Below are 26,155 nucleotides of genomic sequence, written 5' to 3' on the forward strand. Positions count from 1 at the left end.
ATGCCCCCGAACACGACGGCCCCGCAGGACCTCCCCGAACTCACCACGGCCTACTCCCACACCGTGCAGGCCATCGTCGACCTCGGGCACTCCCTGCGCGAGGGCGACGAGGAGCGCGAGACCGACTGCCCCGGCTGGTCGGTCAAGGACCAGTTCGCACACGTTGTCAGCCTCGAGGCGTGGGTCCAGGGTGAAGACCTCCCTGACATCGACGTGAGTGGGCGCGCCCACGTGCGCAGCGGGCTCGGTGCCGTCGTCGAGAAGTATCTCGAGTCCCGACGGGACCGCTCACTCGAGGAGCTGCTCGAGGAGCTCGACAGTCTCTCGACCGCATGGATCGCCCACCTCGAGGCCGAGACCACGTCGGCCAACGATCCTGCACTCGGACCCTACGGTCCGACGACGCTGCTCGGACTGATGCAGAGCCGAGTGTTCGACCTCTGGGTTCACGAGCAGGACATCCGCGAAGCCATCGGGCGCCCCGGCAACCTCGACTCCCCCGGGGCAGCGCTCACGGTGCACTCCCTGTTCGCTGCCCTGCCCAAGGCAGTCGCCCGCACTGCCCGGGTCACGCCCGGGGACGCCGTCATCCTCGACCTCACCGGGCCGGTCGTGGGCAGGGCCGGCGTGCGGGTCGAGGAGCGCGACGGGAAGCCACACGGCATACCCCTGTTCTCCGGTGGAACGCAGGAACACGAGGACGCCGCGGTCACGACGACCATCACCTTGTCGACGCAGGCGGCCACTCGCCGCGCCGCCGGTCGGGTCGCGACGGCCGACACGCACTACACGGTCGTCGGGGACGAGGACGTCGCCCGCCGGGTCCTCGACGCGCTCGTCATCGCTCCCTGACCGAGCGGCACCGAACCGACAGTTGCGCTCTACAACCATGTGGGTGCAAACTTGCTTGTATGCCGCAAGCAACAGAACCAACGGACCCTCGCGAGGCGTTCGGAGACGCGCTGGTCCGCGCCATCAAGCTCATGAGCGCGGTCAAGCAGCGCGCCCCACGCGTCCACCCCAAGGTCGACCCGATCGGCTACCCGCTCCTGTTCAACCTGCGCGACGAACCGCGTCGCGTGTCCGAGATCGCCGAGCGCGTCCACCTCGACATCTCCACGGTGAGCCGTCAGGTCAACGCCCTGGTCGGGCAGGGGCTCGTCGCCAAGGTCGCTGACCCCAGCGACGGGCGCGCTCAGATGCTCACCCTCACCGACGAGGGCCGTCAGATGCTCATCGACGTCCGGGCCCGCCGCAACGCCTGGCTCGCCGAGGTCGTCACCGGCTGGTCCGACGCCGATCTCGCCACCTTCGACGCCCTGCTCAGCCGCTTCGCCGACGACGTCGAGGCCCACCCTCTCTTCGCACCGAAGGACCCCGCATGACAGCCACCACGCCCGCACCGGACCAGCCACTGACCCACCGTCAGATCGTCACGATCCTCGTCGGGCTCATGTCCGGCATGTTCCTCGCCGCGCTCGACCAGACGATCGTCGCGACCTCCATCCGCACCATCGCCGACGACCTCAAGGGCCTCGAGCACCAGGCGTGGGCGACGACCGCGTACCTCATCACCGCCACGATCGTCACGCCGCTCTACGGCAAGCTCTCCGACATCTATGGCCGCAAGAAGTTCTTCGTCACGGCCATCAGCATCTTCATCGCCGGCTCGATCCTCTGCACGTTCTCGACCTCGATGCTGGAGCTCGCGGCGTTCCGCGCCATCCAGGGCCTCGGCGCCGGTGGCCTCTTCTCGCTCGCCCTCGCGATCGTCGGTGACATTGTTCCGCCGCGTGAGCGCGCGAAGTACCAGGGCTATTTCCTCGCCGTCTTCGGCACCTCGTCGGTGCTCGGCCCGGTCGTCGGCGGGTTCCTCGCCGGCACCGACTCCATCCTGGGCATCACCGGCTGGCGCTGGGTCTTCCTCGTCAACGTCCCCATCGGCATTGCCGCCCTCGTCCTCGTGTCCAAGACGCTGCACCTGCGCCACACCCGCTTGAACCACCGCATCGACTGGACCGGCGCCGCGCTGCTGTCGGTCTCGCTCATCCCCCTGCTCCTCGTCGCCGAACAGGGTCGCGACTGGGGCTGGAGCTCGGGCAACGCGATCACCTGCTACGCCGTCGGTGTCCTTGCTGCCGCCGCCTTCTTCTGGCAGGAGGCCCGGATGGGCGAGGAAGCGATCCTGCCGCTCGCGATGTTCCGCAACCGCACCGTCGGTGTCGCGTCGGCCGCATCGGTCCTCATCGGTATCGCGATGTTCGGTGGGCTCGCCTCGCTCCCGCTCTACCTCCAGATCGTCAAGGGGGCGTCGCCGACCGAAGCCGGGCTGCTGCTCCTGCCGATGACGCTCGGCATCATGTCGGGCTCGATCGTGTCGGGCCAGATCATCAGCCGCACCGGTCGCTACCGGATCTTCCCCGTCATCGGCGTCGCGCTGCTCATGGTGTCGCTCTTCGTCTTCCACTTCATCCACTTCGACACCCCCCTGTGGCAGACGATGATCGTCATGGTCTTCTTCGGTCTGGGCCTGGGCTTCAACTTCCAGCCGCTCACCCTCGCCGTCCAGAACGCCGTGCCGCCGCAGCAGATCGGCGTCGCGACCTCGACCGCGACGTTCACCCGTCAGATCGGCGGCACCATCGGCACCGCCGTCTTCCTGTCGATCCTGTTCTCGCTCGTCCCGGACAAGATCGCCGGCGCGATGAAGGCCGTGGTTCCGACTCCGGAGTTCCAGCAGGCCCTGCGCGACCCGGCCAACGCGGCCTTCGCGAAGCAGCTTGCAGAATCACAGGCCGGCGGGTCAGCCGCAGCCAGCAGCGGTGTGCTGCAGGACAGCTCGTTCCTGACCAATCTCGATGAGCGACTGGCCAAGCCTTTCCTCATGGGCTTCAGCGAGGCGATGGACCACGTGTTCCTCGTCGGCGCAGCGGTCATGGTGCTCGGCTTCATCGTCATGTGGTTCCTGCCCGAGGTCGAGCTCCGCAAGGGATCGGCCTACCAGGAGCGCAACGACGACGCCGACGCAGCAGCAGCGAACGCCGCCACCCCCTGACCACCCGCGCCAAGTCCGACTTCGTGCCCCAAACGGACACTGGGTCGGTGGCCTTCGGCCGCCGGACCGTGTCCGTTTGGGGCACGAAGTCGCGGAGGAGGGGGGCTGGTTCAGGTGGCGCGGGTGGCCCGGGTGGCGCGGCCGATCCTGCGGCCCCAGGCCGCGGCGATGAGTGCCGCAAGGAGAGCTGCGGTCACGGGGAGCGCGAACGTCTCGTGGGCGCCCCACGAGTCGACGAGTATGCCGCTCAGCGCCGTTCCTGCGGCCACGCCGACGAGGAGGCCGGTGATCGCCACGGCGATGCCCTCGGTGATGAACGCGGGTGGGACGAGTTGCTGAGCCAGCGTGATGCCGGTGATGAGGGTCGGCGCCGTCGCAGAACCGGCGACGAACATCATGGCGGTGAGTCCCCACAGGTTGTCGATGAGGAGCACGGGCGCCTCGAGGACGAACATGGCCAGGGCGCACCACACGAACCGCCGGGCGATCGTTCCAGTGAACTTGCGGGTGCCGAAGACAATTGCTGACAGGGCCGAGCCCAGGGCGAACGCCCCGAGGATGACCGAGCTCATTCCGGTGCGGCCTGCCTCGTCGGCGACGGCAACGGCCACCACCTCATTGCCTCCGAAGACGCAGCCCACCATGAAGAGTGCAAGTCCGACCGCGGCGACGCCGGGGCGCCCGATCGCCAGTCCGTGTGGCCGCTCATCGTGCGGGACGACGGGCGGCTCGGACCGACGCTGCGCCAGGAAGAGCAGGGAGCCGGCGGTGAAGATCACGTAGGCGAAAAGGAGTCCCGCCTCGGGGAAGAGCATCGTGGCGGCGACGACTCCGAGCACGGGCCCGAGAACGAACGTGCCTTCCTCGACCACCTGCTCCAGCGACATGGCTGCGTGCAAGGAGTCGGGCTCGTCCCGCAGGAGGTACGCCCATCGCGCCCGGGACATGGGCCCCATCTCGGGAAGGAAGGCCGACACGGCATACGAGACAAAGAGGGTCCACGCGGGTGCACCGGCAACGGACAGGGCCACGGTGAGCAGACCCGCCACGAAGGTGAGCAGGATGAAGGGCGTCGACGCGCGGCGTTGGCCGTGCTTGTCGACGAGGCGCCCGATGACGGGCCCGGCCACAGCAAGGACGATGATGCCGCCTGCGGAGATTGCGCCTGCGAGACCGAAGGAGTCGCGGCGGGTGGCAATCATGACGATGATCGCGACACCAAACATCGCGCCGCCCACGCGCGAGAGTGCGCTCGCCGCGAGGAACCGCCACGCACCCGGAATCGCGAACAGGGGACGGTAGGTCGAGAGCACGCGCCAACTCTGTCATGCAGTGGCGCGTGCCCTCGACCGACTTCTGGCTGGTCAGCCCCAGACGAGGGCGCGGGCCGGGTCCTCGAGGATCGCGGCGACGTCGGCGAGATAGCGCGACCCGAGCTCGCCATCGACCAGTCGGTGGTCGAAGCTCAGCGCGAGCGTCGTCACCGAACGCGGCACGATCGTCTCGTTGCCATCGCCATCGGTGACGACCCACGGGCGGCGCGCGATCGTGCCGAACGCCAGGATCGCCGACTCACCCGGGTTGAGGATCGGCGTGCCCGCATCGATGCCGAAGACACCGATGTTGGTGATCGTGATCGTCCCGCCGGACATCTCGGCCGGCTGGGTGCGTCCCTCGCGGGCCGTCGCCGTCAGCCCACCGATCGCCTCGGCGAGCTCACGCAGGTTGAGCCGGTCAGCGTCCTTGATGTTGGGGACGACGAGCCCACGCGGCGTGGCTGCGGCGATGCCGAGGTTGACGTAGTTCTTGAGCACGATCTGCTGAGCCGCTTCGTCCCACGCCGCGTTGATCTCGGGGTTGCGACGGGCAGCCAGGATCATCGCCTTGGCAAGGATGAGCAGCGGCGTGACCTTGACGTCCTTGAACTCGCGATCCTTCTTCAGCTTCGCGACGAGGTCCATCGTGGCCGTGACATCGACGGTGACCCACTCGGTGACGTGCGGCGCCGTGAACGCGCTGCCGACCATCGCCTGGGCGACCATCTTGCGCACACCCTTGATGGGTACGCGGACTTCGCGTTCGCCTCCGGCCCATACCGATTTCCGTTCGCCTCCGGCAAAACCACCGCCGGCGTATGCCGGTGTGCCAGAACCGATTCCGACTGCCGGCGCCGCCGTGGTCCCGGCCGAGGCGGCGGGTGCGGCAGCAGCGGAAGGGGCGCCTGCGGCATACCCCTCAAGGTCGGCCCGGGTGACGACTCCGCCCTCACCCGTCGCCACGACGGAGCCCAGGTCGACGCCGAGGTCCTTGGCGAGCTTGCGGACCGGCGGCTTCGCCAGCACCTTCGCGCCGGAGGCCACGGGAGCAGGTGCTGCCGCCGGGGCCACGGGTTCGGGGACGGGCGCCGGAGCGGCAGCCACCGGAGCGGCGGTGGTCTTGCGGGCGCGGCGTGCTGTCCCACCGGCCTTGGGGCCGTAGCCGACGAGCGTCTTGACCGGCTCCTCCTCGACCTCGGCGCCGGCGGCCGCAGCCGCGTTGCCCGGCCCGACCTCCACCGAGCTCTGCGCGCCGGCCTGGACGTCGGGGGCGGTGGCGGGCGCGGAGTCCCCGCCCAGGCCGTCGTCGATGGAGATGATCGGCGTGCCGACCTGCACCTCGTCGCCGACGTTGACGAGCAGCGCGGACACCGTGCCGGCCCACGGGATGGGCAGCTCGACGAGGGACTTGGCCGTCTCGATCTCGACGACGATGTCGTTGACCTTGACGCTGTCGCCCACCTTGACGTTCCAGGTGACGATCTCGGCCTCGAGGAGACCCTCACCGGGGTCCGGGAGGTTGAAGTGTTTAAGAGCCATAACGAACGCGTCCTCTGTCTTTCCGGATTCTCAGTAGGCCAGGGCGCGGTCGACACCGTCGAGCACGCGGTCGAGGTCGGGCAGGTAGAGCTCTTCGAGCTTCGATGCCGGGTAGGGCGTGTTCCAGCCCGCGACCCGGATGACCGGCGCCTCGAGCGAGTAGAAGCAGCGCTCCGTCACCATCGCCGCGATCTCCGACCCGACGGACACGAACGACGGCGCCTCTTGGGCGACGACGAGCCGGCCGGTCTTCTCGACGGACCGCGTGATGGCGTCGATGTCGAGCGGGCTGACCGAGCGCAGGTCGATGACCTCGAGCGAGCGACCCTCCGCCTCGGCGGCAACGGCCGCGTCGAGGCAGACCTTCACCATCGGGCCCCAGCAGGCCACGGTCACGTCGGTGCCCTCGCGGACAACGTGCGCCGAGAAGAGGTCGCGCGACGCGGCAGGCGCGTCGAAGTCGACCTCACCCTTCTCGTGGTAGCGGCGCTTGGGCTCGTAGAAGATCACCGGGTCGTCGCACTCGATGGCCTGCTGGATCATCCAGTAGGCGTCCTCCGGGTTGGAGCAGAACACCACACGCAGCCCGAGGGTGTGCGCGAAGTAGGCCTCGTTGGACTCACTGTGGTGCTCGACCGCGCCGATGCCGCCACCCATGGGGATGCGGACGACGACGGGCACCTTGATGGCTCCGCGCGAGCGCGAGTGCAGCTTGGAGAGCTGGGAGACGATCTGGTCGAACGCCGGGTAGACGAAGCCGTCGAACTGGATCTCGACGACGGGCCGGTAGCCGCGCAGCGCCAGGCCGATCGCGGTCCCCATGATCCCGGACTCGGCGAGCGGGGTGTCGATGACCCGGTCCTCGCCGAAGTCCTTCTGGAGGTGCTCGGTGATGCGGAAGACGCCGCCGAGCTTGCCGATGTCCTCGCCCTGGAGGATGACCTTGGGGTCGTTCTCCATGGCCTTGCGCAGACCAGCGTTGAGGGCCTTGGCGATCGTGGACTTGGACGTGGTCACGCCTGCGCCCCTTCCGTCTCGAAGGACTCTTGGTAGGCCGTGAAGGTCGCCTTGTCGTCCTCGACCTGCTGGTGCGGCTCGACGTAGACCTGGTCGAAGATGTCGCCCACCTCCGGGTCCGCCATTCCGACCGTGGCCGCGCGCACGTGCTCGCCCAGCTCGTCGGCCTCCTGCTCGATGGCGTCGAAGAATGCAGCGTCGGCGATGCCTTCGGAGGCCAGCCAACGCTTGTAGCGAGCGATCGGGTCGCGCAGCTTCCAGATCTCGACCTCGGCCGAGATGCGGTACTTCGTCGGGTCGTCGGAGGTCGTGTGGGCGGCCATCCGATAGGTGAAGGCCTCGATCAACGACGGCCCATCACCGGAACGGGCACGGTCGAGCATCGCGGTCGTCACGGCATACGACGCAAGAACGTCGTTGCCGTCGACCCGGATACCGGGGAAGCCGAAGCCGTCGGCGCGCTTGTAGATCGGGGCGCGGGTCTGGCGCGCATTGGGCTCGGAGATGGCCCACTGGTTGTTCTGGCAGAAGAAGACGACCGGGCTGTTGTAGACGCCGGCGAAGACGAAGGCCTCGTTGTTGTCGCCCTGCGCGGTCGCGCCATCGCCCATGCAGGCGATGACGGCGGCGTCGCGCGCGTCGTCACCCGTGCCGACGGCTCCGTCGCGCTGGATGCCCATGGCGTAGCCGGTGCCCAGCAGGCTCTGGTTGCCGATGACGATGGTGTAGCTGTGGAAGCCGAACTCGGCCGGGTCCCAGGCGCCCTTGTCGACCCCTCGGTACATCGCGATGAGGCGCATCGGGTCGAGGCCACGGGCCCAGGCGAGGCCGTGCTCGCGATAGCCGGGGAAGGCGTGGTCCTGCTTGCGCATCGCGCGGCCGGCGCCGATCTGGGCGGCTTCCTGGCCGAGGAGGGAGGCCCACAGGCCGAGCTCACCCTGCCGCTGAAGCGAAGTCGCCTCGAGGTCGAAACGGCGCACGAGGACCAGGTCGCGATAGAGATCGCGCAGGTCATCGTGGCTCAGTGCGTCGACGATCTCGTCGTACTCCGCATGGGGAATGCGCTCACCTTCAGGGGTGAGGAGCTGGACCATGTCGGGGCCGCCATCGGCGGCTGCGCGGGGCTCTACTGCTGCGGGATCCACTGACACGTGGTGATCCATTCCGCCGACGGGCGGCGTTGCAGCGACGTCAATGTCGCTCACGGGCACTCCTGTTCCCTGGGGCGCCACTTGTGACGACGCCCGGCTCGGGCCGCCGGCTCCACACGCTCGTGCGCGCGCGGCCCGGACGGCGGTGTCTGGCAAGTTCCTCGGGGTGTGAGGGGGCTCACCAAGCCTGCTGGGCCAAACCGTACCGCGAGGGTGGCACTGCCTCCCAAACGCGCTGGTCGCGGAACCCTTCCCCGCCTCGCGACGTCCTAGGTTCATGGTTATGCGAACTTCCCTGGGCCGACGACCGATCGGGTATGCCGTGAGCGCACTGTGCGCTGTTGCCCTCCTGTCCGCGTGTGGTTCCGGAGAGGGCGCTGGCACGGGCGCGACGCAAAGCCCCGCTGCGACGACGTCCCCGAGCCCCAGCGCATCCGGCTCGCCCACCATGTCCATGCCCTCGAACGGGCGGGCGCGACCGACGGTGATGTCCGGGAGGGTGACATCGATCAAGGACGGGTGCATCGTGTTCAAGAACGACCAGGACGCACACCGGTGGGTCCTCGTCGGTGAGACGAAGAGTCTCATTGGCGGCACGGCATACGTCATCCAAGGAGTCGCGATGGACAGCATGGACGCGAACTGTTCCGACGCGTTGCCCTTCCAGGTCAACGACGCCACGGTGCGTATGGAGGATGACCCCGTGCCCCTGCCGTCCTCGAGTCAGGCCGGTCAGGTGATGACGCTGACGGGCACCGTCTCGGACGGGGTGGAGGCCGGGTGTCGCGTGATGCAGTCGGACCAGGGCACCTTCGTCCTCATCGGCGCGGTCACGGTCCCGAACGGCCGGGTCACGGTGACCGGGACCCGCAGCACCCAGATGATGTCCTACTGCCAGCAGGGTCCGCTCTTCGAGGTCCACACGGCCAAAGCCGCGCCCTGACTCAAAAGCAGCACCTCCCGAACGAACTACTGCACCGTAAGTGGGGCTTTCACCCCGCTTACGGTGCAGTAGTTGTTGCTGCAGTAGTTCTTGTTGCAGTAGCGCCTAGCTGACCGAGCCGATCAGGACCTGGCCGGTGCCGAGGAGCGCGCCCCCGGAGGACAGGACCGACAGCTCGCCGGACACCTGACGCCCAGCGGCCGGGACGGCTGCGACGGTGACCGTACCCGTGACCGGCGCCGAGGCACCCGTCGCGAGGTCGGTCGTCGTCGCCGGCACGGTGAGGGTGCCGAGCCCGGTCGAGTAGAAGACGTCGAGGTAGTCGTACTGCGTCGAGCCCGAGGGGATCGAGTAGCCGTCCACCTCCACGGTGTAGGTGCCAGCGGCCGGGGCGTTGATCGTCACGGCCTCCTCACTGTCACCGTCGGCCTGCTGCGCGACAACCGCACCGGCTGCGTTCCTGACCGTGAGGTCGAGGTCAGCGCCGGGGTCGGACGGGTTGCCGATCTTGGCCACGAGCTTGGTGGCGCCCGACGGGACGGTCACCGTGAACTTCTGCAGCGCGTGGTTGGCGATGGTCTTGCGACCCGCGACGGCCGAGCCGAGCGGCCCGCCCTTCGGAGCAATCGTCACCGGGGCGAACTGGTTGGTCACCGTCCACGAGACCGGAGCCGGAACCCCGACCTGCGCCGTGGCGATGGTCTGGACGGCCGGGTCGACGACAACACCCTGGGCGCTGGCGGTGAGCTTGAACGCGTTGGTCAGCGTCGGCGTTGTGCGACGCGCCTCCACCTGGAGCTCCCAGATGCCCGGGAGCGGGTTCGAGTAGCTGCGCGAGGTGGCGTTGCAGCCGCCGCCGCCGTTGTAGTTCGTGAAGCACACGAGCGACGACGTCGACTCGACAGGGTTGCCGTAGGGGTTGTAGGCGATCCAGCGCACCTGCGACCCGTCGGCGTAGTCGCCGAGGTTGACCTGGAGGGCCTTGGCCCCGACCGGGACGTTGACGAAGACGCGCTGGAAGAGGTTGCGCTCCACCGTGCCCGTCTTCGACACGGCGAACGATGGTGCCTTCGCGTCCTGCGCGAGGACGACGGTGAGCAGCACCCGCTTGTCGACGACCGACGTGGCCGGGTCGTCGATCTCGAGGATCGCCGAGTGGACACCCGGCGTCGAGGTCTTGACCTTGACCGGGATGTCGACCGTGCCACCGAGCGGCTGCGGTCGGTTCGAGACCGGCAACGCGAACGTGCCGTCGTTGCCGACGAGCCGCAGGGCGTGCTTCACGTTGCCCTTGGCCCCGGACGTGCGGGTCGAGGTGATCGTGAAGGACTTCTCGACTCCCGCAGTGAGACCACCGGAGTCGGCGGCGCAACGGTTGTAGAGGCCGGTGCCCTGGTTGGGCGTGGCGAGGAAACCGGACAGCGGTGTGCAGACCGGAGCCGTCACCGTGTAGTCCTGCGACGCCGGCCGAGTCTTGAGCAGGGTCCACGCGTTGGGGACGTCCACGAGGCCAGCACCCTGACCGAGCGCCTCGACGTTGGCCTTGTAGTCGGCCGTCGTGTAGATCGAGTCACGGATCTGGCGAGGCGTGATCGCGACAGCGGTCGCCTTGGCCGCCGAGATGAGCAGGGCCGTGGCGCCTGCCGTCTGCGGGGAGGCCATCGACGTTCCGTTGAAGTGGGCGTAACCCGGGGGCAGGGAGTAGCCGGCCTCGGGGACCGCGCTGCCCGGCTGCCAGGTCGGGATGGACGAGACGGCCGAACCCGGTGCCATGACGTTGGGCTTGAAGCCGCCGTCCTCACGCGGACCACGCGAGGAGTAGTTGTGCAGGGCGACGTCCGAGCTCACGTCGGCGCCGTAGTTGGACTTCCACGTCTCCTTGGTGATGGAGGAGGCGACGGAGATGACGTCGGTGGCCACGGACGGGTCACCGATCGAGTTGATCCCCGGGCCGCTGTTGCCGGCCGAGATGACGATCTGCACGCCGTACTCGGAGATGAGTGCGTCATAGAGGCGGGCGCGGGCGTTGTTGCCGTCGTTGAGGGCGGGCAGGCCACCGATCGACATGTTGACGACGTCGACGCCGCGGTTGGCGACGAGATCCTCCATGCCGTCGGTCAGGGCGACCGTGGTGCAGCCGCCACCCCAGGAGCAGCCACGGCTCGACACGATCTTGGCGCCGGGCGCCTGACCGTCCATGGCCCCGCCGAAGAGGGAGTGGGCCGCGGTGATGCCGGCGACGTGGGTGCCGTGTGCAGCCTGGACGATGCCGATGTTGACGAAGTCGGCCTTCTGGCCGGGGAGGTTGGCCGGCGTCAGGTCGACGTCCTCGCGGTACTCGACGACGAACGGCATCGACTCGGCGATGGCGGTCGCGGGGTTGTCGACACCGAAGTGGCCGATGTCGAACTTCTCCTTGTAGGGGCGCATCTTCTCGGCGTCGGAGAAGATGAAGTCCTGGTTGGCGTCGACCCAGATGTCGTGGGTCGTCTCGTTGTAGAGGATGCCCCAGCGGTCGGTGGTGTCACCGTCTCGGTTGAAGTCGCCACGGGCTTCGTCGGCCAGGGAGATGCTTTCGGCGACGCGCTGGAACTTGTAGGTGCCGGCCGGCGCGGTCCACGTCGAGCCCGAAGCGGAGAAGCTCGGACCGGTGACGGTCGTGAGCATGGCTCGCCACGACCCGTCGCTCTCGAGGAGCGGGTCCGTGCCGGTGACCCAGTCGACGATCTTGCGCTCGCCGGTCGACGTGGTCTGGAGGGCCGGGTGGTCGAGGTCGACACCGGAGTCGAGGATCCCGATCGTCGTGCCGCGGCCGTCGAAGGTCGGGTTCGCCTTCTTGAACGCGATGGAGCCGATGTCACGCGTCGGCATGTAGGGGTTGTCGTCGGGCGTGGCAGCACCCGGACCGGCAACCGCAAGGGTCGAGACACCGGAGGCCTTCTCGTCCTCGGGCTTGGGCAGGGCAATGCGCTCGTTGAGGTCGACCGCGACGATGGCGGCGTCCTTGGCGACGGCGTCGACCTTGCCGGTCGGCACGCTCGCGCTGATGTAGCCGACGCGGTCATTGACCGTCGCGACGACACCACCGTTCGCGGTGATGGCCTTGACGGCGGCGGCCGTCTCGCCCTTGCCGGTCGAGATCATGACGACGACGCGCGAGGTTTTGGCGTCGACGGCCTTCTCGAGGAGATCCCGGTCGTGACGACCGAGCTTGTCGGCGGACTTGGCCGCCTTGACCTTGCTGATCTGCGACTGCGCGCTGGGCGCCTTCGCAACGGTGATCTCACGGTCTCCGGGGTGTGCCATGGCAGGGGCAGCAGCCGTGGCGGCGAGTGCCGCTGCGGCCAGTCCGGCGACCGTCGTGAAACTACGGCGCAGGGGGCGTCGGGTCACGTTGGGTCCTCTCATCACGGTCGCGCGCACCTGGTCGGGGCGCGACTCACCGTTCGCGGTCGCGGACGGGGTGACGACAGTGTTGCCGCCACAGCCGCGACCCGCCAGACCCTTGGCAAAGAAATCTGTGCGAAACATGAAAGTGCCTCCCCTTCGTGGTTCGAGGTCGCGCCCACCAACTGGTCGTGAGCGGTAGCGTCCGAGCCTGCGTCGCCGCCGCTGGCCCCGCCTCTTTGCCGGACCGGACCTGGCCGGTGAGGATCCGGCCATCGCGCCTCTCGTGGCCGCCCTCTCACACTGACGGGCCGGCGGCGCGACCGATCTCCCTGAGGGCCGTCACGGTGCGGCGGACGACGGCTCGCTCGGCGCGGTCCGGGCGAGACAGGGCGACGATCCACCGACGGGCGTCGACGCCACGCAACGGCCGGAGCACGACACCTTCGCGGGGGCGCGTGGTGAAGCGCGGCAGCAGCGCCAGACCGACCCCGGCAGCGACGAACGCCTCGACGACGCGGTTGTCCCTGACCCGCTGGACGACGTGCACCCGCTGGCCGGTGACGCGCTCAACGCCGTCCAGCACCGTCGCGAACGGATAGCCGGCGGGCACCCCGATCCACGGCTCGCCCACGACATCGCGCGGGCTCAGGTGTTCTTTCGCGGCGAGCGGGTGGTCGGCCGGGAGCGCGACGTCGAGGGGTTCGCGCGCGAGGACCGTGTGGGTGAGCCGCTCGGAGCCACGCGGGATCGCACCAAGGAGGCTGTGCCCGATGACGATGTCGTGGTCGGCGGCGAGCGACGCGTAGTCCTCCTCCGACACATCGGTGTCGCTCAGCTCGATGTCAATCCCCTTGGCCGCGAGCGCCACCAGGGCCGACGGGACGAGGAATTCGGCCGCACTCGTCAGCGACGCGATCCGCACGCGGCCCGTCGGACGCCCACGGAACTCGTCCAGCCGCGCCTCCACCCGGGCCAGGGACGTCTCGACATCGACGGCCGCGTCCGCCAGGAGCCGCCCGGCGTCAGTGAGCCGGAGCCCGCGTCCGACGGGCTCGACGAGCCGGACACCGAGATCTCGCTCGGCAGTGCGCAGCTGCTGCGAGACGGCGGAGCCGGTGCGGTGGGTCGCGAGCGCCACCGCCGTCACGCTGCCGCGGTCCGCGAGCTCGCGCAGCAGGGCCAGGTGACGAACATCCATGAAGTCACCCTAAGGACTAGAACAAGAAAGATTCAGTAGACCGAAGCAATGTATGCCGGTCACGCTGGACCAGTGCCCACTCGCCACCGCCTCCTCGCCATGCTCGTCGCCGTCCTCTGGGGCGTGAACTTCATCGCCATCCACGCGTCGCTCGAGCAGTTCCCGCCGTTCTTTGCCGTCGCCCTCCGCTGGCTGCCCCTGGCGATCGCCGCCGTCCTCTTCGTGCCCAAGCCGGACGTGGCCTGGCGCTGGATCCTGCTCTACGGGTTGGGGTTCGGGATCCTGCAGTTCACCTTCCTCTACTGGGGCATGGCGACGGGTATGCCGGCCGGTCTCGCCTCGCTCGTCCTGCAGAGTTCCGCTCCGTTCACCGTCGTCCTCGGTGCCCTACTCGGCGAGCACCTGTCGCCCCGACGCGGGCTCGGCGTCCTCATCGCGGTGGGCGGGCTCGCCGTCGTGGGCTCTCAGCGCGGGGACGTGTCGGCGGTGTGGCCGTTCGTGCTCACGGTCCTCGGCGGGCTCGGCTGGGCGGTGGGAAACCTCGCCGTGCGTCGGGCGCGGGCGACGCAGCCGGTGCGCCTCACGATGTGGATGAGTGTGGTCCCACCGATCCCGATGCTCCTGCTCAGCCTCGTCGTCGAAGGGCCCACCCGAATCGGCGACTCCCTCACGACCCTGGGAACCTCGGTCGGCTTCGCTGCCGTGATGGGCCTGATCTACACGAGCCTCATCGCCACGGTCATCGGCACCGGCATCTGGTCCTGGCTCATGGCCCGGCACCCGGCGGGCACCGTCGCGCCGTTCTCGATGCTGGTCCCGGTCACCGGCCTGACGTCCGCGTGGCTCCTGCTCGGCGAGCGGCCCTCACTCGTGGAGTGGCTGGGGTGCGCGATCGTGGTGGTGGGCGTACTGCTCACGGCGGGCGCGGGTCCCACGCTCCGCGTGGGCCAGCCCACCGCCGCGCCAACGCTCGCGAGGTCCGTGATGTCCTCGACCGCATCAACTGAGGCGGCCCTCGCGTCGACCTCTCCGGAACCTCGATAGGCGTTCGTCTTCGTGCCCCGCACGGACGGCGAGCGCCAGCGAGTTGTCCGTGCGGGGCACGAAGACGAACGAAGAGTCGGACGGCGAGCGCCAGCGAGTTGTCCGTGCGGGGCACGAAGACGAACGAAGAGTCGGACGGCGAGCGCCAGCGAGTTGTCCGTGCGGGGCAAGAAGACGCACGAGCACCGCGCCCCATCGGAGCGGCGAGCGGTCAGGAGCGGGGGAACGCCGCGGTGGCCTCGAGCAGTCGGTCGTTGGCCTCGCGTTCGGCAATGGTCGCCCGCACCCCGTCGGTGCCGTAGGGCCGGACCGTCAGTCCCACGGCCTGGCACGCCGCCGCGAACTCGGCCGTGCGCTCACCCACCGGGAACCACACGAAGTTGGCGTCGGTGTCGGGGATGGCCCAGCCCTGCTTGGTGAGCTCGGCCACGACCCGGGCGCGCTCGGCGACCAGCTCCTTGACCCGGACGTCGAGCTCGTCGAACGCCTCGAGTGAGGCAATCGCGGCCACCTGCGCCAGCGAGTTCACGCCGAACGGAATGGCCGCCTTGCGCAGGGCCTCGGCAATCGGTTCGTGCGCCACGGCATACCCGATGCGAAGCCCGGCCAGGCCGTAGGCCTTCGAAAAGGTGCGCAGCACAAGCACATTGGGACGCGCGCGGTGGATCGCGAGGGCGTCCGGGGCGTCGTCACTCGCGACGAACTCGAGGTAGGCCTCGTCGAGCACGACGAGAACGTCATCCGGCACGCGGTCGAGGAACGCCTCGAGCTCAGCGGTCCGCACACTCGGGCCGGTCGGGTTGTTGGGCGTGCAGACGAGGACGACCTTGGTGCGGTCGGTGATCGCGTCGGCCATGGCATCGAGGTCATGCCGCGCCTCGCTCGTGAGCGGCACCTGGACGGCCTTGGCACCCGCGAGCGCGACGAGGATCGGGTAGGCCTCGAAGCTGCGCCACGCGAAGACCACCTCGTCGCCAGCCTCGCAGAACGCCGTGATGATCTGTCCGAGGACGCCGACACTGCCCGGCCCGGTCGCGATCCGCGCAGCCGGCACGTCGAGCCGCGCGGCGAGCGCCTCGGTGAGGGCAGAGACGCCCATGTCGGGGTAGCGGTTCATCTGCCCGGCCTGCTCGCGCACGACATCGAGGACCGACGGCAGGGGCGGATAGGGATTCTCGTTGGAGGAGATCTTGTATGCCGTGATGCCGGCCTGCGCTGCCGCCGGTCGCCCTGCGACGTAGGCCGGAACGGCGTCCAGCGCCCCCCGGAGGCGGACGCGGGGAGCAGAGGGCCGCGACTTCAAGGCATCACCGTCGGTCATGCCCGCCACTGTAGAGGCCCCTCGAGGGAGCGACGAACGCCACGTACGTCACATGCACAGGCCATCCGGGGCCCTCTTCGTGGGAACATGACCCCGTGCAGAACTTCCTGATCAGAGTCCTCATCAACGCCGTCGCTCTCTGGGCAGCAGCCGGCCTCCTCGCCGGCATCAGCTTCGGCACCGACGACGCGTGGACGAGCAAGGTCGTGACGATCGTGCTCGTGGCACTCGTCTTCGGCCTCGTCAATGCCGTCATCCGGCCGATCGCCAAGGTGCTGTCGTTCCCGGCGATCGTGCTGACGCTGGGGCTGTTCACGTTCATCGTCAACGCGTTCATGCTGCAGATCACCGAGTGGATCGCCGAGCCCCTCGGGCTGGCGTTCACCATCGACGACTTCTTTTGGGACGCGGTGTTCGGCGCGGTCATCATCACCATCGTGTCGTGGCTGCTGAGCGTCGTCCTGCCCGACGGCGACGACGACTGAGCCTGTCGCTGAGTTCGGCGCAGCGCCACCTCCTCCCTCCTCACTGAGCAGCGTCGTTCCCATGGGTCGTCACCACCACGCAGAGAGTGCTCCGAGCCAGCGCGGAGTCATTGCCGCGCTCGTCGCCGGTGCCGTCGTCATCGCGGGAGGCGCCTACGCCCTCGGCAAGGGCACCGGCTCGGGCTCCGACGGCTCGGGCGACACAGCTTCTGGTGCGGGGTGCACCTCCGCACCGTTGCGCGTCGAGGTGACGCCCGAGGTCGTCGACCTCGTCAAGGCCCAGCTGGCCACGGCGACCGAGGCGAACCCGTGCCATCGCTACGAGGTCACCGGCCTGCGGTCCTCGAGCGTGGCGAGCCGCATCCGTCAGGGCCGGGCGCCCGATGCGTGGATCGCCGACTCGTCCGTCTGGCTGGACCAGACGACCGCCGGCAGCACCGGCTCCGCGGTCAGGGCCGACTGGGTCTCCGGCGGCTCCCTCGCGCACTCCCCCGTCGTCCTCGCCAACCCGGTCCAGAGCAAGGACAGGTTCAGCGGCCAGCTGACGTCATGGACCGACCTCGTCAACAAGGACGGCGCGATCCACCTCGCGAACCCGCACCTGGACACCGCCAGCCGGCTGGCCTTCCTCGCCTCTCGCGGTGACGCCCCGACGACCAAGGACGTCGAGGCCGGGCAGCGGATCATCCTGCTCTCACGCTTCGCGGCCACCGGCGCCGCCGACCTGCTCGCCGGCGTCCAGGACCCGACGAAGTCCAACACGACCCGAAGCGAACCGTTCCCGCTGAGCGAACAGGCCCTCGCGGCATACGCCAAGACGGCGCCGGGCACGCTGGTCGCGGTCACACCCAGGTCGGGCACGCTCTCGATGGACTACCCGTGGGTGCCGGCACCGAACCTCAGCCCGGCCCTCAAGGAGACTGCTGACGCCGGGTTCCGGGCGCTGACTTCCGCGGGCGCCGTCGACGCCTTCACCCAGGCCGGATTCCGCACGGATGACGACGCCGGTGGCCCGACGATCGACGGGGCCGCACCCGCATCCGTCACCGCCCCCACACCCATGGCTGCTGCTGCCCGACTCGATGCCCTGCGCCAGTGGGACGTCCTCAAGGCAGACGCCCGCATGCTCGCGATCGTCGACGTCTCCGGCTCGATGACGACGGTCGCCAAGGACACCGGCGGCAAGACCCGCGCCAAGGTGGCGCAGGAGTCGCTCATCACCGCAGTCCAGAAGCTTCCCGACGGCAGCCAGGTCGGCGGGTGGATCTTCTCCACCGACAAAGGAGGCAAGGGCAAGGACTGGGCGCCCATCGCTCCCGTGGCACGGCTCGACGAACCCGAGGGCCAAGGCACGCACCGCGAGGCCATCGTCGGGGCTCTCAACAAGTTCCCGAGCTACATCAGTGGCGACACCGGGCTCTATGACACGACCGCGGCGGCGTTCGACGAGATGACGAAGACCTACGACGCGGAGTACTTCAACTCCGTCGTCATCGTCACCGACGGCAAGAACGACGACCCGGGCGGCGGCCTCTCCCTCGACCAGTTGCTGGCGAAGATCAAGAAGGACCACGACCCCGCCCGCCCGGTGCGCATCATCACCATCGGCATGGGCGAGGCCGACACCAAGGTGCTCAAGACCATCTCGGCAGCGACCGGGGGCACGAGCTACACCGCGAACACCTCGGACGACCTGCTCACGGTCTTCGTCCAGGCGCTGCTGGCGCGCGAGCCCGCCCAGGCTCCCTGAGGCCCGTCAGCGTCTGCGCCGCTGGCACCAGCGGCGCTCAGCCTGACGGCCGGCGTCCCCATGGGAGCGCCGGCCATCAGCGTCTGCCCCGCTCGTGACGGAGCCCACCCACACCTCGGTTGATCTACTACGCGCCGTCGTATTACTATCAGTCGTAGTAGAGCCTTGAGCCCCCCGAGGGACCGATCTGCAGGAGAGCCATGGACCCCGTCGACCTCGCCCGGTGGCAGTTCGCGATCACCACCGTCTACCACTTCCTCTTCGTCCCGGTGACGATCGGTTTGTCCTTCATCGTCGCCGTGACGCACGTGCTGTGGGTGCGGACGCGACGACCCGAGTGGCTGCGCCTGACGAAGTTCCTCGGCAAGCTCTTCACGATCAACTTCGCCCTTGGGCTCGTCACGGGCATCGTCCAGGAGTTCCAGTTCGGGATGAACTGGTCGGACTACTCGCGCTTCGTCGGCGACATCTTCGGGGCTCCCCTGGCGCTCGAGGCCTTGCTGGCGTTCTTCGTCGAGTCGACGTTCCTCGGGCTGTGGATCTTCGGGTGGGGCCGCATCCCCGAGAAGCTGCACGCGGCGACGATGTGGGTCGTGCACATCGGCACCCTGCTCTCGGGCTACTTCATCCTCGCGGCCAACTCGTTCATGCAGAACCCGGTCGGCTTCCGCTACAACCCCGACTCCGGGCGGGCCGAGATGACCGACTTCCTCGCGATCCTCACCAACAAGGTCCAGCTCGTCGCCTTCCCGCACGTCATCACGTCGGCCTACATGGTCGGCGGCGCCGTGGTCATGGGCGTGGGCGTCTGGCTCTGGCGGCGAGCGGCCCAGCCCGGTGCGTCGGACGCTGCCGACGTCCCGATGTATCGCAAGGCCACCCGGCTCGGCGCCGTCCTCACCCTCGTCGCGAGCCTCGGCGTCGTCATCACCGGCGACGTGCAGGGCAAGATCATGACGGAGGTCCAGCCGATGAAGATGGCTGCGGCAGAGGCGCTCTACGAGTCGGAGACCGGGGCCGCGTTCTCGGTCTTCACCATCGGATCGCTCGACGGCACCGAAGAGGTCTTCGCGATCAAGGTGCCCAAGGTCCTCGCGTTCATGGCGACCGGCAACCCCAACGGCACCGTCGAGGGCATCAACGAGATCAAGGCCCGCAACGCCGAGATGGTCGCCGGGATCGAGCGCACCTATGGGTCGGACGTCGCGCGGGTCGCGGCCGACGGCGACTACACCCCCAACGTGCCCCTGGCCTACTGGACCTTCCGCATCATGATGGGGCTCGGCTTCGCCTCGATGGGGTTGTCGTTGCTGCTGCTGTGGGTGACGCGCGGACGCTCGCGACCGCCGGTCTCGCGGCTGTGGGTCTGGGCCGCGATCGCCGCGCCGTTGCTGCCGATCTTCGGCAACAGCTTCGGTTGGATCTTCACCGAGACCGGGCGCCAACCATGGCTCGTCAACGGGTTGATGACCACTGCCTTCGGCGTCTCGCCGTCGGTGTCGGTGGCCGAGATCTGGACATCGATGACGGTCTTCACCCTTCTGTATGCCGTGCTCGCCGTTGTCGAGGTACGTCTCTTCCTGCGTTACGTCGCCCACGGCGCCGAGCCCTTCCACGAACCGGAGGATGCGCCCGCCGAGGACGCACCCCTCCAGTTCGCGTACTGACACCCTCACCCGACAACGCTGCGAGAGAGCGAGATCGACATGGACTACCCGTTCATCTGGTTCATCCTCATCGGGGTGCTCTGGACCGGCTACCTCACCCTCGAGGGCTTCGACTTCGGGGTGGGAGCCCTCCTGCCCGTCCTCGGCGGCCGGCCGCGAGTCGGTGCTGCCGTGGAGGAGTCCGAGAAGCGCCGCCGGGTCATGCTCACCGCCATCGGGCCCCACTGGGACGGCAACGAGGTCTGGTTGCTCACCGCCGGCGGAGCGATGTTCGCGGCCTTCCCCCACTGGTACGCGTCGATGTTCTCGGCCTTCTACCTACCCCTCCTCGTGCTCCTCGTGGCCCTGATCGTGCGCAACATGGGCCTGGAGTACCGCCACAAGCGCGACGACGACACCTGGCGTCGGCGGTGGGACATCGCGATCGTCGCGGGTTCGGTCCTCGCGCCGTTCCTCGTCGGTGTCGCACTGACCAACGTCGTGCGAGGCGTTCCCCTCGATGCGGACTTCGAGTATGCCGGCTCGCTCTGGACCCTGCTCAACCTCCCGAGCCTGCTCGGCGGGGCCACCTTCGTCGCCCTCTCGGTGACCCACGGCGCGCACTTCCTCGCCCTCAAGACCGACGGGTCCATCCGCGAGGACGCCCGCCGGATCGCGTGGCAGGCGGGCCTCGTCGCCGCGGTGCTCGCGGTCCTGCTGCTCGGCTGGCTCGTCACGACCCAGGGGTCACTGGCCGTGGCCGCCCTGGCCGTCGTCGCCGCAGCCGGCCTCGTCGGGGGGCTGCTCGCGGGCCGGGCCGGACGCGAGGGACTCGCCTTCGGTGGCACGGCCCTCACCTGGGTCGCCGCCACCGCGTCCTACTTCGTCGCGCTCCACCCGGCGGTCATGCCCACAACCCTCTCGGGAGGCGCCTCGCTCACGATCGAGAACGCCGCCAGCACGACGATGACGCTGCAGATCATGACCGTCGCGGCACTGCTCTTCGTGCCGATCGTCCTGCTCTACACGGCATACACGTACTGGGTCTTCCGACGGCGTCTCTCGACCCACCACATCCCCGAGCCCGTCCTCGTGAAGTGAGCGGACGGCATACGCGATGAAGCCTTTTGACCCTCGACTGCTGCAAGCAGTCCCGGCCGCGCGACGGCCGGTGGCCGTGCTGGCCACAGTCGCTGCCCTGCAGGGTGTGGCCGCGATCGGTCTGGCCGTGTCACTGGCGCGCCTCGTGACCGACGTTGTCTCACAGGGCAACTGGCATCGCGGCGCGGTGTGGGTGGGCATCGCGTTCCTCGCGCGAGCAGCACTGGGGGTGCTCGTCGAGCGCATCGGAGCGAGCACGTCGAGCGCGATCAGCTCGGCCCTGCGCCGGCAGTTGCTCGCCCGTTGGTTGGATGCGCCAGCCGAGGGGCGGCCCGAGGCCGAGCAAGCGTCGACCCTGGCCGTGCAGGGCGCCAACGCCGTGGAGCCGTATGCCGCCCGCTACCTCCCAGCGCTCGTCGCCGGTGCCGTCGTGCCGGTGCTCGCCGTGGTTGCACTCGTCGTGGTCGACCCCCTGAGCGCGGTCATCGTCGTGGTGACGCTGCCCCTGCTGCCACTGTTCGCAGCACTCATCGGGCGGACGACACAGGACGACACGATGAGCCGGTGGCGCGCCCTCGAACAGCTCGCCGGTCACTTCGGTGATGTCATGCGGGGGCTGCCGACCCTCGTGGCGTTCGGGCGGGCACGGCGCCAGGTCGAGGTCGTGGGCGCGGTGTCGGAGCAGCACCGCGTCGCGACGATGCGCACCCTGCGGCTGGCCTTCCTGTCCTCGGCAGCGCTCGAGCTGCTCGCGACGATCTCGGTCGCCATCGTGGCGGTGTCCGTGGGCCTGCGCCTGACTCACGGATCGATGACCCTGCAGGCTGGGCTGCTCGCGATCCTCCTTGCGCCAGAGGCCTATTGGCCGATCCGCCGGGTCGGCGCCGAGTTCCACGCCGCAGCCGACGGAGCCGCCGCCATCGACACCATCCTTGAGCGTCCGGCGAGGCCTGGGGGAAGCGACTTCGTGCCCGAACTGGACACGATCCGCGGGCCGAAGGCCCCGCTCAACACGTCCAATTCGGGCACGAAGTCGGGGTTGGGGGTGGTGGCGGAGGGCGTCAGCTACATCTACCCCGGGTCGGAGCGCCTGGTGCTCGACGGCCTCCCCTTGACGGCGGGGGTCGGGCTGACGGTGGTCACGGGTGAGTCCGGGTCGGGGAAGTCGACCCTGCTCGACGTCATTGCCGGCGTGCGCACGCCCACATCGGGCGAGGTCACGACGGGGCGGGTGCACTACGTGACACAACGACCGTTCCTCCCCGACGGGACCATGGAGGAAGCGATCCGACTCGGCACCGAGCCCGAGCTCACGGAAATCGACGTGTGGGCGGCGTTGTCCCGGGTCGGGCTCGACGACTTCGTCTCGGGTCTCCCGGATGGCCTTGCCACGCCCCTCGGCGACGACGGGTTCGGCTTGTCCGCGGGACAGCGACTGCGACTGGGCCTGGCCCGGGCCGCCCTCTCCGACACCCCGGTTCTCCTGCTCGACGAACCCACGGCCCACCTCGACCGGGCCGGCACGGACCTGGTCGTCACCTTCATCCACACCTTGGCCCAGGAACGCTGCGTCATCGCGGCGACCCACTCCTCGGAGCTCGTCTCCGTCGCCGACGAGCACCTTCACCTCGGGCACGCGATGGCAGAGGCGACGTCATGAAAGGCGCGCTCGCTGGCGTGTGGGGTGGGCTCGCGCTCACCTCCGGCGTCGCCCTCACCGCGACCTCGGGCTGGCTCATCGTGCGCGCCGCCGAGCGCCCCGTCATCCTCACCCTGCTCACCGCGATCGTGGGGGTGCGCGCCTTCGGCATGGCGCGTCCCTTCTTCCGCCACCTCGAGCGACTCCGCTCCCACGACTCGGCCCTGGCGGACCTCGCGTCTGCCCGAACCGCGGTGTATGCCGCCCTCATCCCTCTGACCCCGGCTCGCCTTGGCCGTCGCTCGCGCAGCGCCGTCCTCAGCGGCGTGGTTGACGACCTCACCGACGTCGTCGAGGCCCATGTCCGAGTGCGCGTGCCCGTGCTCTCGGCCACCGTCGCCGCCCTCTTCGCTGTCCTGCTGACGGGCGCCCTGGAGCCGACCGCTGGCATCGTCGTCGCAGTCTGGATGATGATCGTGGCTCTGACCTCCCGCGTGGGGCTGGCTCTCGAACGCGACGCCCAGCCCCTCCTCTCAGCGGCGCGCGCCGAGGTGAGCCGAGCGGCAGAGCTGGTGGCGCGGCATACGCCGGAAGTGCAGGCGATTGGCGCGACGGGTGACGTCCTCGACCGCCTCGACCGGGCGCACGCCGACCTGGCCCAGGCCCTGAGTCGGCAGAGCCGCGGACGAGCCCTGGTCACGGGAGGTGTCCTCGGCCTGACCGGCGCGGCAACGGTCGTCATGGCGGCCGTGGCGACGGCCTCGGACCTTCCCCCCGCCGTCATGGCGCTCCTCGTCGTCGTGCCGGCTGCCCTGGCAGATGCCGTCCTGCCGCTCGCCGACGCGGTGCGCGCCAAGGCCCGGGCGGAGCAGGGTCGCTCACGCGTCGAGGCGCTGCTCCACCAGGAGCCCGCCGTGGGCAGCACCGGTGCGGGAACGCTGGAGTCGTCCGCACCGCACCTTCGTCTCGAGGGGATCGTCGCCGGCTGGGTCGAGGGCCGGGTCGACGTCGGACCGGTCGACCTCGACCTCCCCCCGGGCCGCCGGGTCGGACTGGTCGGCGCGAACGGATCCGGCAAGTCCACCCTGCTCGCGGTCCTCGCCCGCGCCCTCGACCCTGCTGCCGGTCGATATCTCATCGACGGTCGGGCCGTCACCGACCTGGACGCAGATGCTGTCCGCGACCTTCTCGCGATCGTCGACGATGAGCCGCACATCTTTGCCACCGACCTGCGTGCCAATCTCGTTCTGGCACAGCCGGATGCGGGCGACTCGGAAATCATCAACGCCCTGCAGGTCTCGGGTCTGGGCGCGTGGTTCGAGGGGCTGCCCATTGGTCTGGACACCCGACTGGGCGCTCGCGGGCGTGGGGTGTCCGGCGGCGAGCGTGCCCGGCTCGCGCTGGCCCGCGCGGTGCTGTCGCGGCGACCGGTCATCCTGCTCGACGAACCCGTGGCCCACCTCGACCACGCCACCGCGGTGAGCGTCATGCGTGATGTCTGGGCGGCCACCTCGGGGCGTACCGTGGTCGTCGTCAGCCACCGCCACGAGGGCCTCGACGCCGTCGACGAGATCCTCGGACTCTCACTCCCCCGCAAGGACTGATCGCTGTGCCATCCCCCTCGTCAGCTCCCCGCCTCGGTGATCTCGAGCGCGCCATCATGGAGCAGCTGTGGGAGTCAGCGGCGCGCCGGCCCGAGGGCGCGAGTGTGCGGGACGTTCTCGAGGCCCTGCCCGGGGACCGCAACCTTGCCTACACGACCGTGATGACCGTGCTCGACCGCCTGTCCAAGAAGGGACTGGTCACGCGCGAGCGCGACGGACGGGCCTGGCGCTACACCCCGGCTGGCACGCGCGCGTCGCTCACCGCCGAGACGATGCGGGCGTCCTTGGGGGACGCGAACGATCGTCGGGCGACCTTGCTGCACTTCCTCGATGGTGCGACACCCGAGGAGCTCGACGACCTGCGCGCAGCGCTCTCCGAGGTCGAGCAGCGACGCGGCTGAGGGTCGAACCTCAGCATGTACGCCCTGCTCCTCGCCGCACTCACCGTCGTCCTTGCGGGCGCTGCACCCCGGGCGATGTCCCGGCTCGTCCGCTTCCGTCGAGCACCTCGCCCTGCCCTCGTGGCCTGGCAGGCCGTCTCCCTCTCCGCCGTGCTCGCCGCGCTCTGTGCCGCTCCCGCCGCGGTGCCCTATCTCAACGAAACCACCCAGCGCTGGCTGGTCTTCGCGATCGCCGGCGCCGTGACGCTGATCGTCCTCGGCCGACTGCTCCTGTCGGGCCACCGCATCGGCACGCGCCTGCGCGCGGCCCGGGCTCGCCACCGCGAACTCGTCGACGTCCTCGCCGCACCGACCTCCTTGTCCAGCCAGGTCGAAGGGCGAGCGGACGGCATACGCGTTCTCGATCACGCCACACCGACGGCCTACTGCCTTCCGGGGCGACGATCACGAGTCGTCCTGACCCAGGGTGCGCTCGCCGCCCTCCCCGACGACGAGCTCGAGGCGGTTCTCGCCCACGAACGCGCGCACCTGCGGGGCCGCCACGACCTGCTCATCGAGTACTTCACCGTCCTGCACCACTCCGTCCCCAACCCGGTGCGTTCACCCGAGGCCCTGGGCGAGGTGCGGCTGCTCGTCGAGGCCCTGGCCGACCGTGCCGCCGTGCGCCAGTCCGGTCCGGTCACCACCGCCCGGGCGCTCATGACCCTCGCGCAGGGGCAGGCACCCGAGGCCGGACTCGGCGCCGGTGGCGACGGCACGACAGCGGCCCGGATGCGGCTCCTCGCCGCCGAACCCCTGCCCTCGCTGACCGTCGCGCTCATGTACGCGTATGCCGCAGCTGTCCTGATCCTTCCCCTCGCCCTCCTCGGCCTTGCCTGGCAGTGAGAGGCTGCGGGACATGAGCGAAGGCACGCAAGGTGGGCGGACGGCATACCGGATCTCTGTGGTCTGCACGGGCAACATCTGTCGGTCACGGATGGGTGAGTGGCTGCTGCGCGAGGCGTTCGAGGACGCGGGGCTCGACGTCGACGTGACCTCGGCCGGCACCTCGGCGGAGGAGAGCGGCAACCCGATGGACGCCCGTACCCTGGCCGTCCTGCGTCGCAACGAGCACGTCGACCGGGGCTGGGGCGAGCACCGGTCGCAGCGGTTCGCTGCTGAGGACTTCGCCGAGCTCGACCTGGTCCTCGCTGCCGATCGCGGGCACGAGCGGGCTCTGCTGCGGCTCGCGGGAACCGAGAAGGACCGCTCCAAGGTGCGGCTGATGCGCGCATTCGACCCGGAGTCGGTAGCCGCCGATGACCTCGACATGGACGACCCGTGGTGGGGCGATGACGCCTCGTTCGACCAGACCTATGCCGAGGTGCAGGCAGCGCTGCCCGGCATCGTCGACCACGTGCGCGCCAACCTCGGGCCACAGACGGGTCGCGGCTGAGGTCGGAGCGGTGCCGCTCAGGACGTGCCTTTGCTCCACCATGTGGTGCAAAGGCACTCCTCGTGGCGACGCGCGAGGACCTCGTCCTCACAAACCGGTTGTCCCGAGGATGGCCCCGCA

The 26,155-nt window shown here is 69.4% G+C and carries 21 protein-coding genes; 14 read left to right on the forward strand and 7 right to left on the reverse strand.

Annotated features, from left to right (window positions below):
• The 3 genes from ACFQRE_RS00525 to ACFQRE_RS00535 are packed head-to-tail and all read left to right on the forward strand — an operon-like array spanning position 1 to position 3,055.
• Complete coding sequence (locus ACFQRE_RS00525; RefSeq protein WP_380117680.1) at positions 1-852, forward strand: maleylpyruvate isomerase family mycothiol-dependent enzyme; 852 nt, start codon at positions 1-3, stop codon at positions 850-852.
• 59 nt (positions 853-911) lie between these two features.
• Positions 912-1,385: a MarR family winged helix-turn-helix transcriptional regulator gene (locus ACFQRE_RS00530; RefSeq protein WP_380117682.1), complete on the forward strand. Its 474-nt coding sequence runs from the start codon at positions 912-914 to the stop codon at positions 1,383-1,385.
• Entirely contained in the window at positions 1,382-3,055 is a 1,674-nt protein-coding gene (locus ACFQRE_RS00535) for an MDR family MFS transporter (RefSeq protein WP_380117684.1), read from the forward strand. The genes ACFQRE_RS00530 and ACFQRE_RS00535 overlap by 4 nt, the downstream gene beginning before the upstream one ends.
• Positions 3,056-3,165: 110 nt before the next feature.
• On the opposite strand, the gene ACFQRE_RS00540 is transcribed toward ACFQRE_RS00535, so the two are convergent.
• The 4 genes from ACFQRE_RS00540 to pdhA are packed head-to-tail and all read right to left on the reverse strand — an operon-like array spanning position 3,166 to position 8,090.
• Positions 3,166-4,368 carry an MFS transporter gene (locus tag ACFQRE_RS00540; protein WP_380117686.1) on the reverse strand — a complete coding sequence of 401 codons (1,203 nt, stop codon included), beginning with the start codon at positions 4,366-4,368 and terminating at the stop codon, positions 3,166-3,168.
• Between the two features lie 51 nt (positions 4,369-4,419).
• Entirely contained in the window at positions 4,420-5,910 is a 1,491-nt protein-coding gene (locus tag ACFQRE_RS00545; protein WP_380117688.1) for a dihydrolipoamide acetyltransferase family protein, read from the reverse strand.
• Positions 5,911-5,940: 30 nt separating this feature from the next.
• Positions 5,941-6,927, reverse strand: coding sequence for an alpha-ketoacid dehydrogenase subunit beta (locus tag ACFQRE_RS00550; protein ID WP_380117690.1), 987 nt, complete (start codon positions 6,925-6,927; stop codon positions 5,941-5,943).
• Positions 6,924-8,090: a pyruvate dehydrogenase (acetyl-transferring) E1 component subunit alpha gene (gene pdhA / locus ACFQRE_RS00555; protein WP_420192056.1), complete on the reverse strand. Its 1,167-nt coding sequence runs from the start codon at positions 8,088-8,090 to the stop codon at positions 6,924-6,926. Before pdhA ends, ACFQRE_RS00550 begins: the two co-directional genes overlap by 4 nt.
• 271 nt (positions 8,091-8,361) lie before the next feature.
• Between pdhA and ACFQRE_RS00560 the strand changes: the two genes are divergently transcribed.
• Positions 8,362-9,021 (forward strand): hypothetical protein, encoded by a 660-nt coding sequence (locus ACFQRE_RS00560; protein WP_380117692.1) that lies wholly within the window; start codon positions 8,362-8,364, stop codon positions 9,019-9,021.
• Between the two features lie 105 nt (positions 9,022-9,126).
• On the opposite strand, the gene ACFQRE_RS00565 is transcribed toward ACFQRE_RS00560, so the two are convergent.
• Positions 9,127-12,552 carry a S8 family serine peptidase gene (locus tag ACFQRE_RS00565; RefSeq protein ID WP_380117694.1) on the reverse strand — a complete coding sequence of 1,142 codons (3,426 nt, stop codon included), beginning with the start codon at positions 12,550-12,552 and terminating at the stop codon, positions 9,127-9,129.
• 154 nt (positions 12,553-12,706) lie between these two features.
• Entirely contained in the window at positions 12,707-13,609 is a 903-nt protein-coding gene (locus ACFQRE_RS00570) for a LysR family transcriptional regulator (RefSeq protein ID WP_380117696.1), read from the reverse strand.
• A 72-nt stretch (positions 13,610-13,681) separates the two neighbouring features.
• Between ACFQRE_RS00570 and ACFQRE_RS00575 the strand changes: the two genes are divergently transcribed.
• The gene (locus ACFQRE_RS00575; protein WP_380117698.1) at positions 13,682-14,653 is read left to right on the forward strand and encodes an EamA family transporter; all 972 of its coding nucleotides are present in this window, start codon (positions 13,682-13,684) and stop codon (positions 14,651-14,653) included.
• Positions 14,654-14,864: 211 nt separating this feature from the next.
• Here the strand turns inward: ACFQRE_RS00575 and hisC are convergent, their stop codons facing one another.
• On the reverse strand, positions 14,865-15,974 hold the full coding sequence (gene hisC, locus ACFQRE_RS00580) for a histidinol-phosphate transaminase (RefSeq protein WP_380117700.1): 1,110 nt from the start codon (positions 15,972-15,974) through the stop codon (positions 14,865-14,867).
• 95 nt (positions 15,975-16,069) lie between these two features.
• On the opposite strand from hisC, the gene ACFQRE_RS00585 reads away from it, so the two are divergent.
• The 9 genes from ACFQRE_RS00585 (at position 16,070) to ACFQRE_RS00625 (ending at position 26,035) form a co-directional block, all read left to right on the forward strand.
• On the forward strand, positions 16,070-16,459 hold the full coding sequence (locus ACFQRE_RS00585) for a phage holin family protein (RefSeq protein WP_380117702.1): 390 nt from the start codon (positions 16,070-16,072) through the stop codon (positions 16,457-16,459).
• A 61-nt stretch (positions 16,460-16,520) separates the two neighbouring features.
• Positions 16,521-18,209: a substrate-binding domain-containing protein gene (locus ACFQRE_RS00590; protein WP_380117704.1), complete on the forward strand. Its 1,689-nt coding sequence runs from the start codon at positions 16,521-16,523 to the stop codon at positions 18,207-18,209.
• Positions 18,210-18,409: 200 nt separating this feature from the next.
• Complete coding sequence (locus tag ACFQRE_RS00595; RefSeq protein WP_380117706.1) at positions 18,410-19,876, forward strand: cytochrome ubiquinol oxidase subunit I; 1,467 nt, start codon at positions 18,410-18,412, stop codon at positions 19,874-19,876.
• A 39-nt stretch (positions 19,877-19,915) separates the two neighbouring features.
• Positions 19,916-20,956, forward strand: coding sequence for a cytochrome d ubiquinol oxidase subunit II (gene cydB, locus ACFQRE_RS00600; protein WP_380117707.1), 1,041 nt, complete (start codon positions 19,916-19,918; stop codon positions 20,954-20,956).
• Positions 20,957-20,972: 16 nt separating this feature from the next.
• Positions 20,973-22,616 (forward strand): thiol reductant ABC exporter subunit CydD, encoded by a 1,644-nt coding sequence (cydD, locus tag ACFQRE_RS00605; protein ID WP_380117708.1) that lies wholly within the window; start codon positions 20,973-20,975, stop codon positions 22,614-22,616.
• A complete protein-coding gene (cydC, locus tag ACFQRE_RS00610) occupies positions 22,613-24,199 on the forward strand; it encodes a thiol reductant ABC exporter subunit CydC (protein WP_380117710.1) in 1,587 nt (528 codons plus the stop codon). Before cydD ends, cydC begins: the two co-directional genes overlap by 4 nt.
• Before the next feature lie 5 nt (positions 24,200-24,204).
• On the forward strand, positions 24,205-24,600 hold the full coding sequence (locus tag ACFQRE_RS00615) for a BlaI/MecI/CopY family transcriptional regulator (protein WP_380117712.1): 396 nt from the start codon (positions 24,205-24,207) through the stop codon (positions 24,598-24,600).
• 15 nt (positions 24,601-24,615) lie between these two features.
• Positions 24,616-25,485 (forward strand): M56 family metallopeptidase, encoded by an 870-nt coding sequence (locus ACFQRE_RS00620; protein WP_380117714.1) that lies wholly within the window; start codon positions 24,616-24,618, stop codon positions 25,483-25,485.
• 13 nt (positions 25,486-25,498) lie between these two features.
• The gene (locus ACFQRE_RS00625) at positions 25,499-26,035 is read left to right on the forward strand and encodes a low molecular weight protein-tyrosine-phosphatase (RefSeq protein ID WP_380117716.1); all 537 of its coding nucleotides are present in this window, start codon (positions 25,499-25,501) and stop codon (positions 26,033-26,035) included.
• Positions 26,036-26,155 lie beyond the last annotated feature (120 nt).

The sequence above is a fragment of the Knoellia pratensis genome (genome assembly GCF_042666395.1).
In the GTDB taxonomy this organism is placed as follows: domain Bacteria; phylum Actinomycetota; class Actinomycetes; order Actinomycetales; family Dermatophilaceae; genus Knoellia; species Knoellia pratensis.

What these genes read in the sequence shown, in the direction of transcription:
- ACFQRE_RS00625 (WP_380117716.1), top strand. Translation starts at nt 25,499, where the DNA reads ATGAGCGAAGGCACGCAAGGTGGGCGGACGGCATACCGGATCTCTGTG.
- ACFQRE_RS00620 (WP_380117714.1), top strand. Translation starts at nt 24,616, where the DNA reads ATGTACGCCCTGCTCCTCGCCGCACTCACCGTCGTCCTTGCGGGCGCT.
- cydD (WP_380117708.1), top strand. Translation starts at nt 20,973, where the DNA reads ATGAAGCCTTTTGACCCTCGACTGCTGCAAGCAGTCCCGGCCGCGCGA.
- pdhA (WP_420192056.1), bottom strand. Translation starts at nt 8,090, where the DNA reads ATGGATCACCACGTGTCAGTGGATCCCGCAGCAGTAGAGCCCCGCGCA.
- hisC (WP_380117700.1), bottom strand. Translation starts at nt 15,974, where the DNA reads ATGACCGACGGTGATGCCTTGAAGTCGCGGCCCTCTGCTCCCCGCGTC.
- ACFQRE_RS00530 (WP_380117682.1), top strand. Translation starts at nt 912, where the DNA reads ATGCCGCAAGCAACAGAACCAACGGACCCTCGCGAGGCGTTCGGAGAC.
- cydC (WP_380117710.1), top strand. Translation starts at nt 22,613, where the DNA reads ATGAAAGGCGCGCTCGCTGGCGTGTGGGGTGGGCTCGCGCTCACCTCC.
- ACFQRE_RS00565 (WP_380117694.1), bottom strand. Translation starts at nt 12,552, where the DNA reads ATGTTTCGCACAGATTTCTTTGCCAAGGGTCTGGCGGGTCGCGGCTGT.
- ACFQRE_RS00590 (WP_380117704.1), top strand. Translation starts at nt 16,521, where the DNA reads ATGGGTCGTCACCACCACGCAGAGAGTGCTCCGAGCCAGCGCGGAGTC.
- ACFQRE_RS00570 (WP_380117696.1), bottom strand. Translation starts at nt 13,609, where the DNA reads ATGGATGTTCGTCACCTGGCCCTGCTGCGCGAGCTCGCGGACCGCGGC.
- cydB (WP_380117707.1), top strand. Translation starts at nt 19,916, where the DNA reads ATGGACTACCCGTTCATCTGGTTCATCCTCATCGGGGTGCTCTGGACC.
- ACFQRE_RS00535 (WP_380117684.1), top strand. Translation starts at nt 1,382, where the DNA reads ATGACAGCCACCACGCCCGCACCGGACCAGCCACTGACCCACCGTCAG.
- ACFQRE_RS00545 (WP_380117688.1), bottom strand. Translation starts at nt 5,910, where the DNA reads ATGGCTCTTAAACACTTCAACCTCCCGGACCCCGGTGAGGGTCTCCTC.
- ACFQRE_RS00595 (WP_380117706.1), top strand. Translation starts at nt 18,410, where the DNA reads ATGGACCCCGTCGACCTCGCCCGGTGGCAGTTCGCGATCACCACCGTC.
- ACFQRE_RS00525 (WP_380117680.1), top strand. Translation starts at nt 1, where the DNA reads ATGCCCCCGAACACGACGGCCCCGCAGGACCTCCCCGAACTCACCACG.
- ACFQRE_RS00560 (WP_380117692.1), top strand. Translation starts at nt 8,362, where the DNA reads ATGCGAACTTCCCTGGGCCGACGACCGATCGGGTATGCCGTGAGCGCA.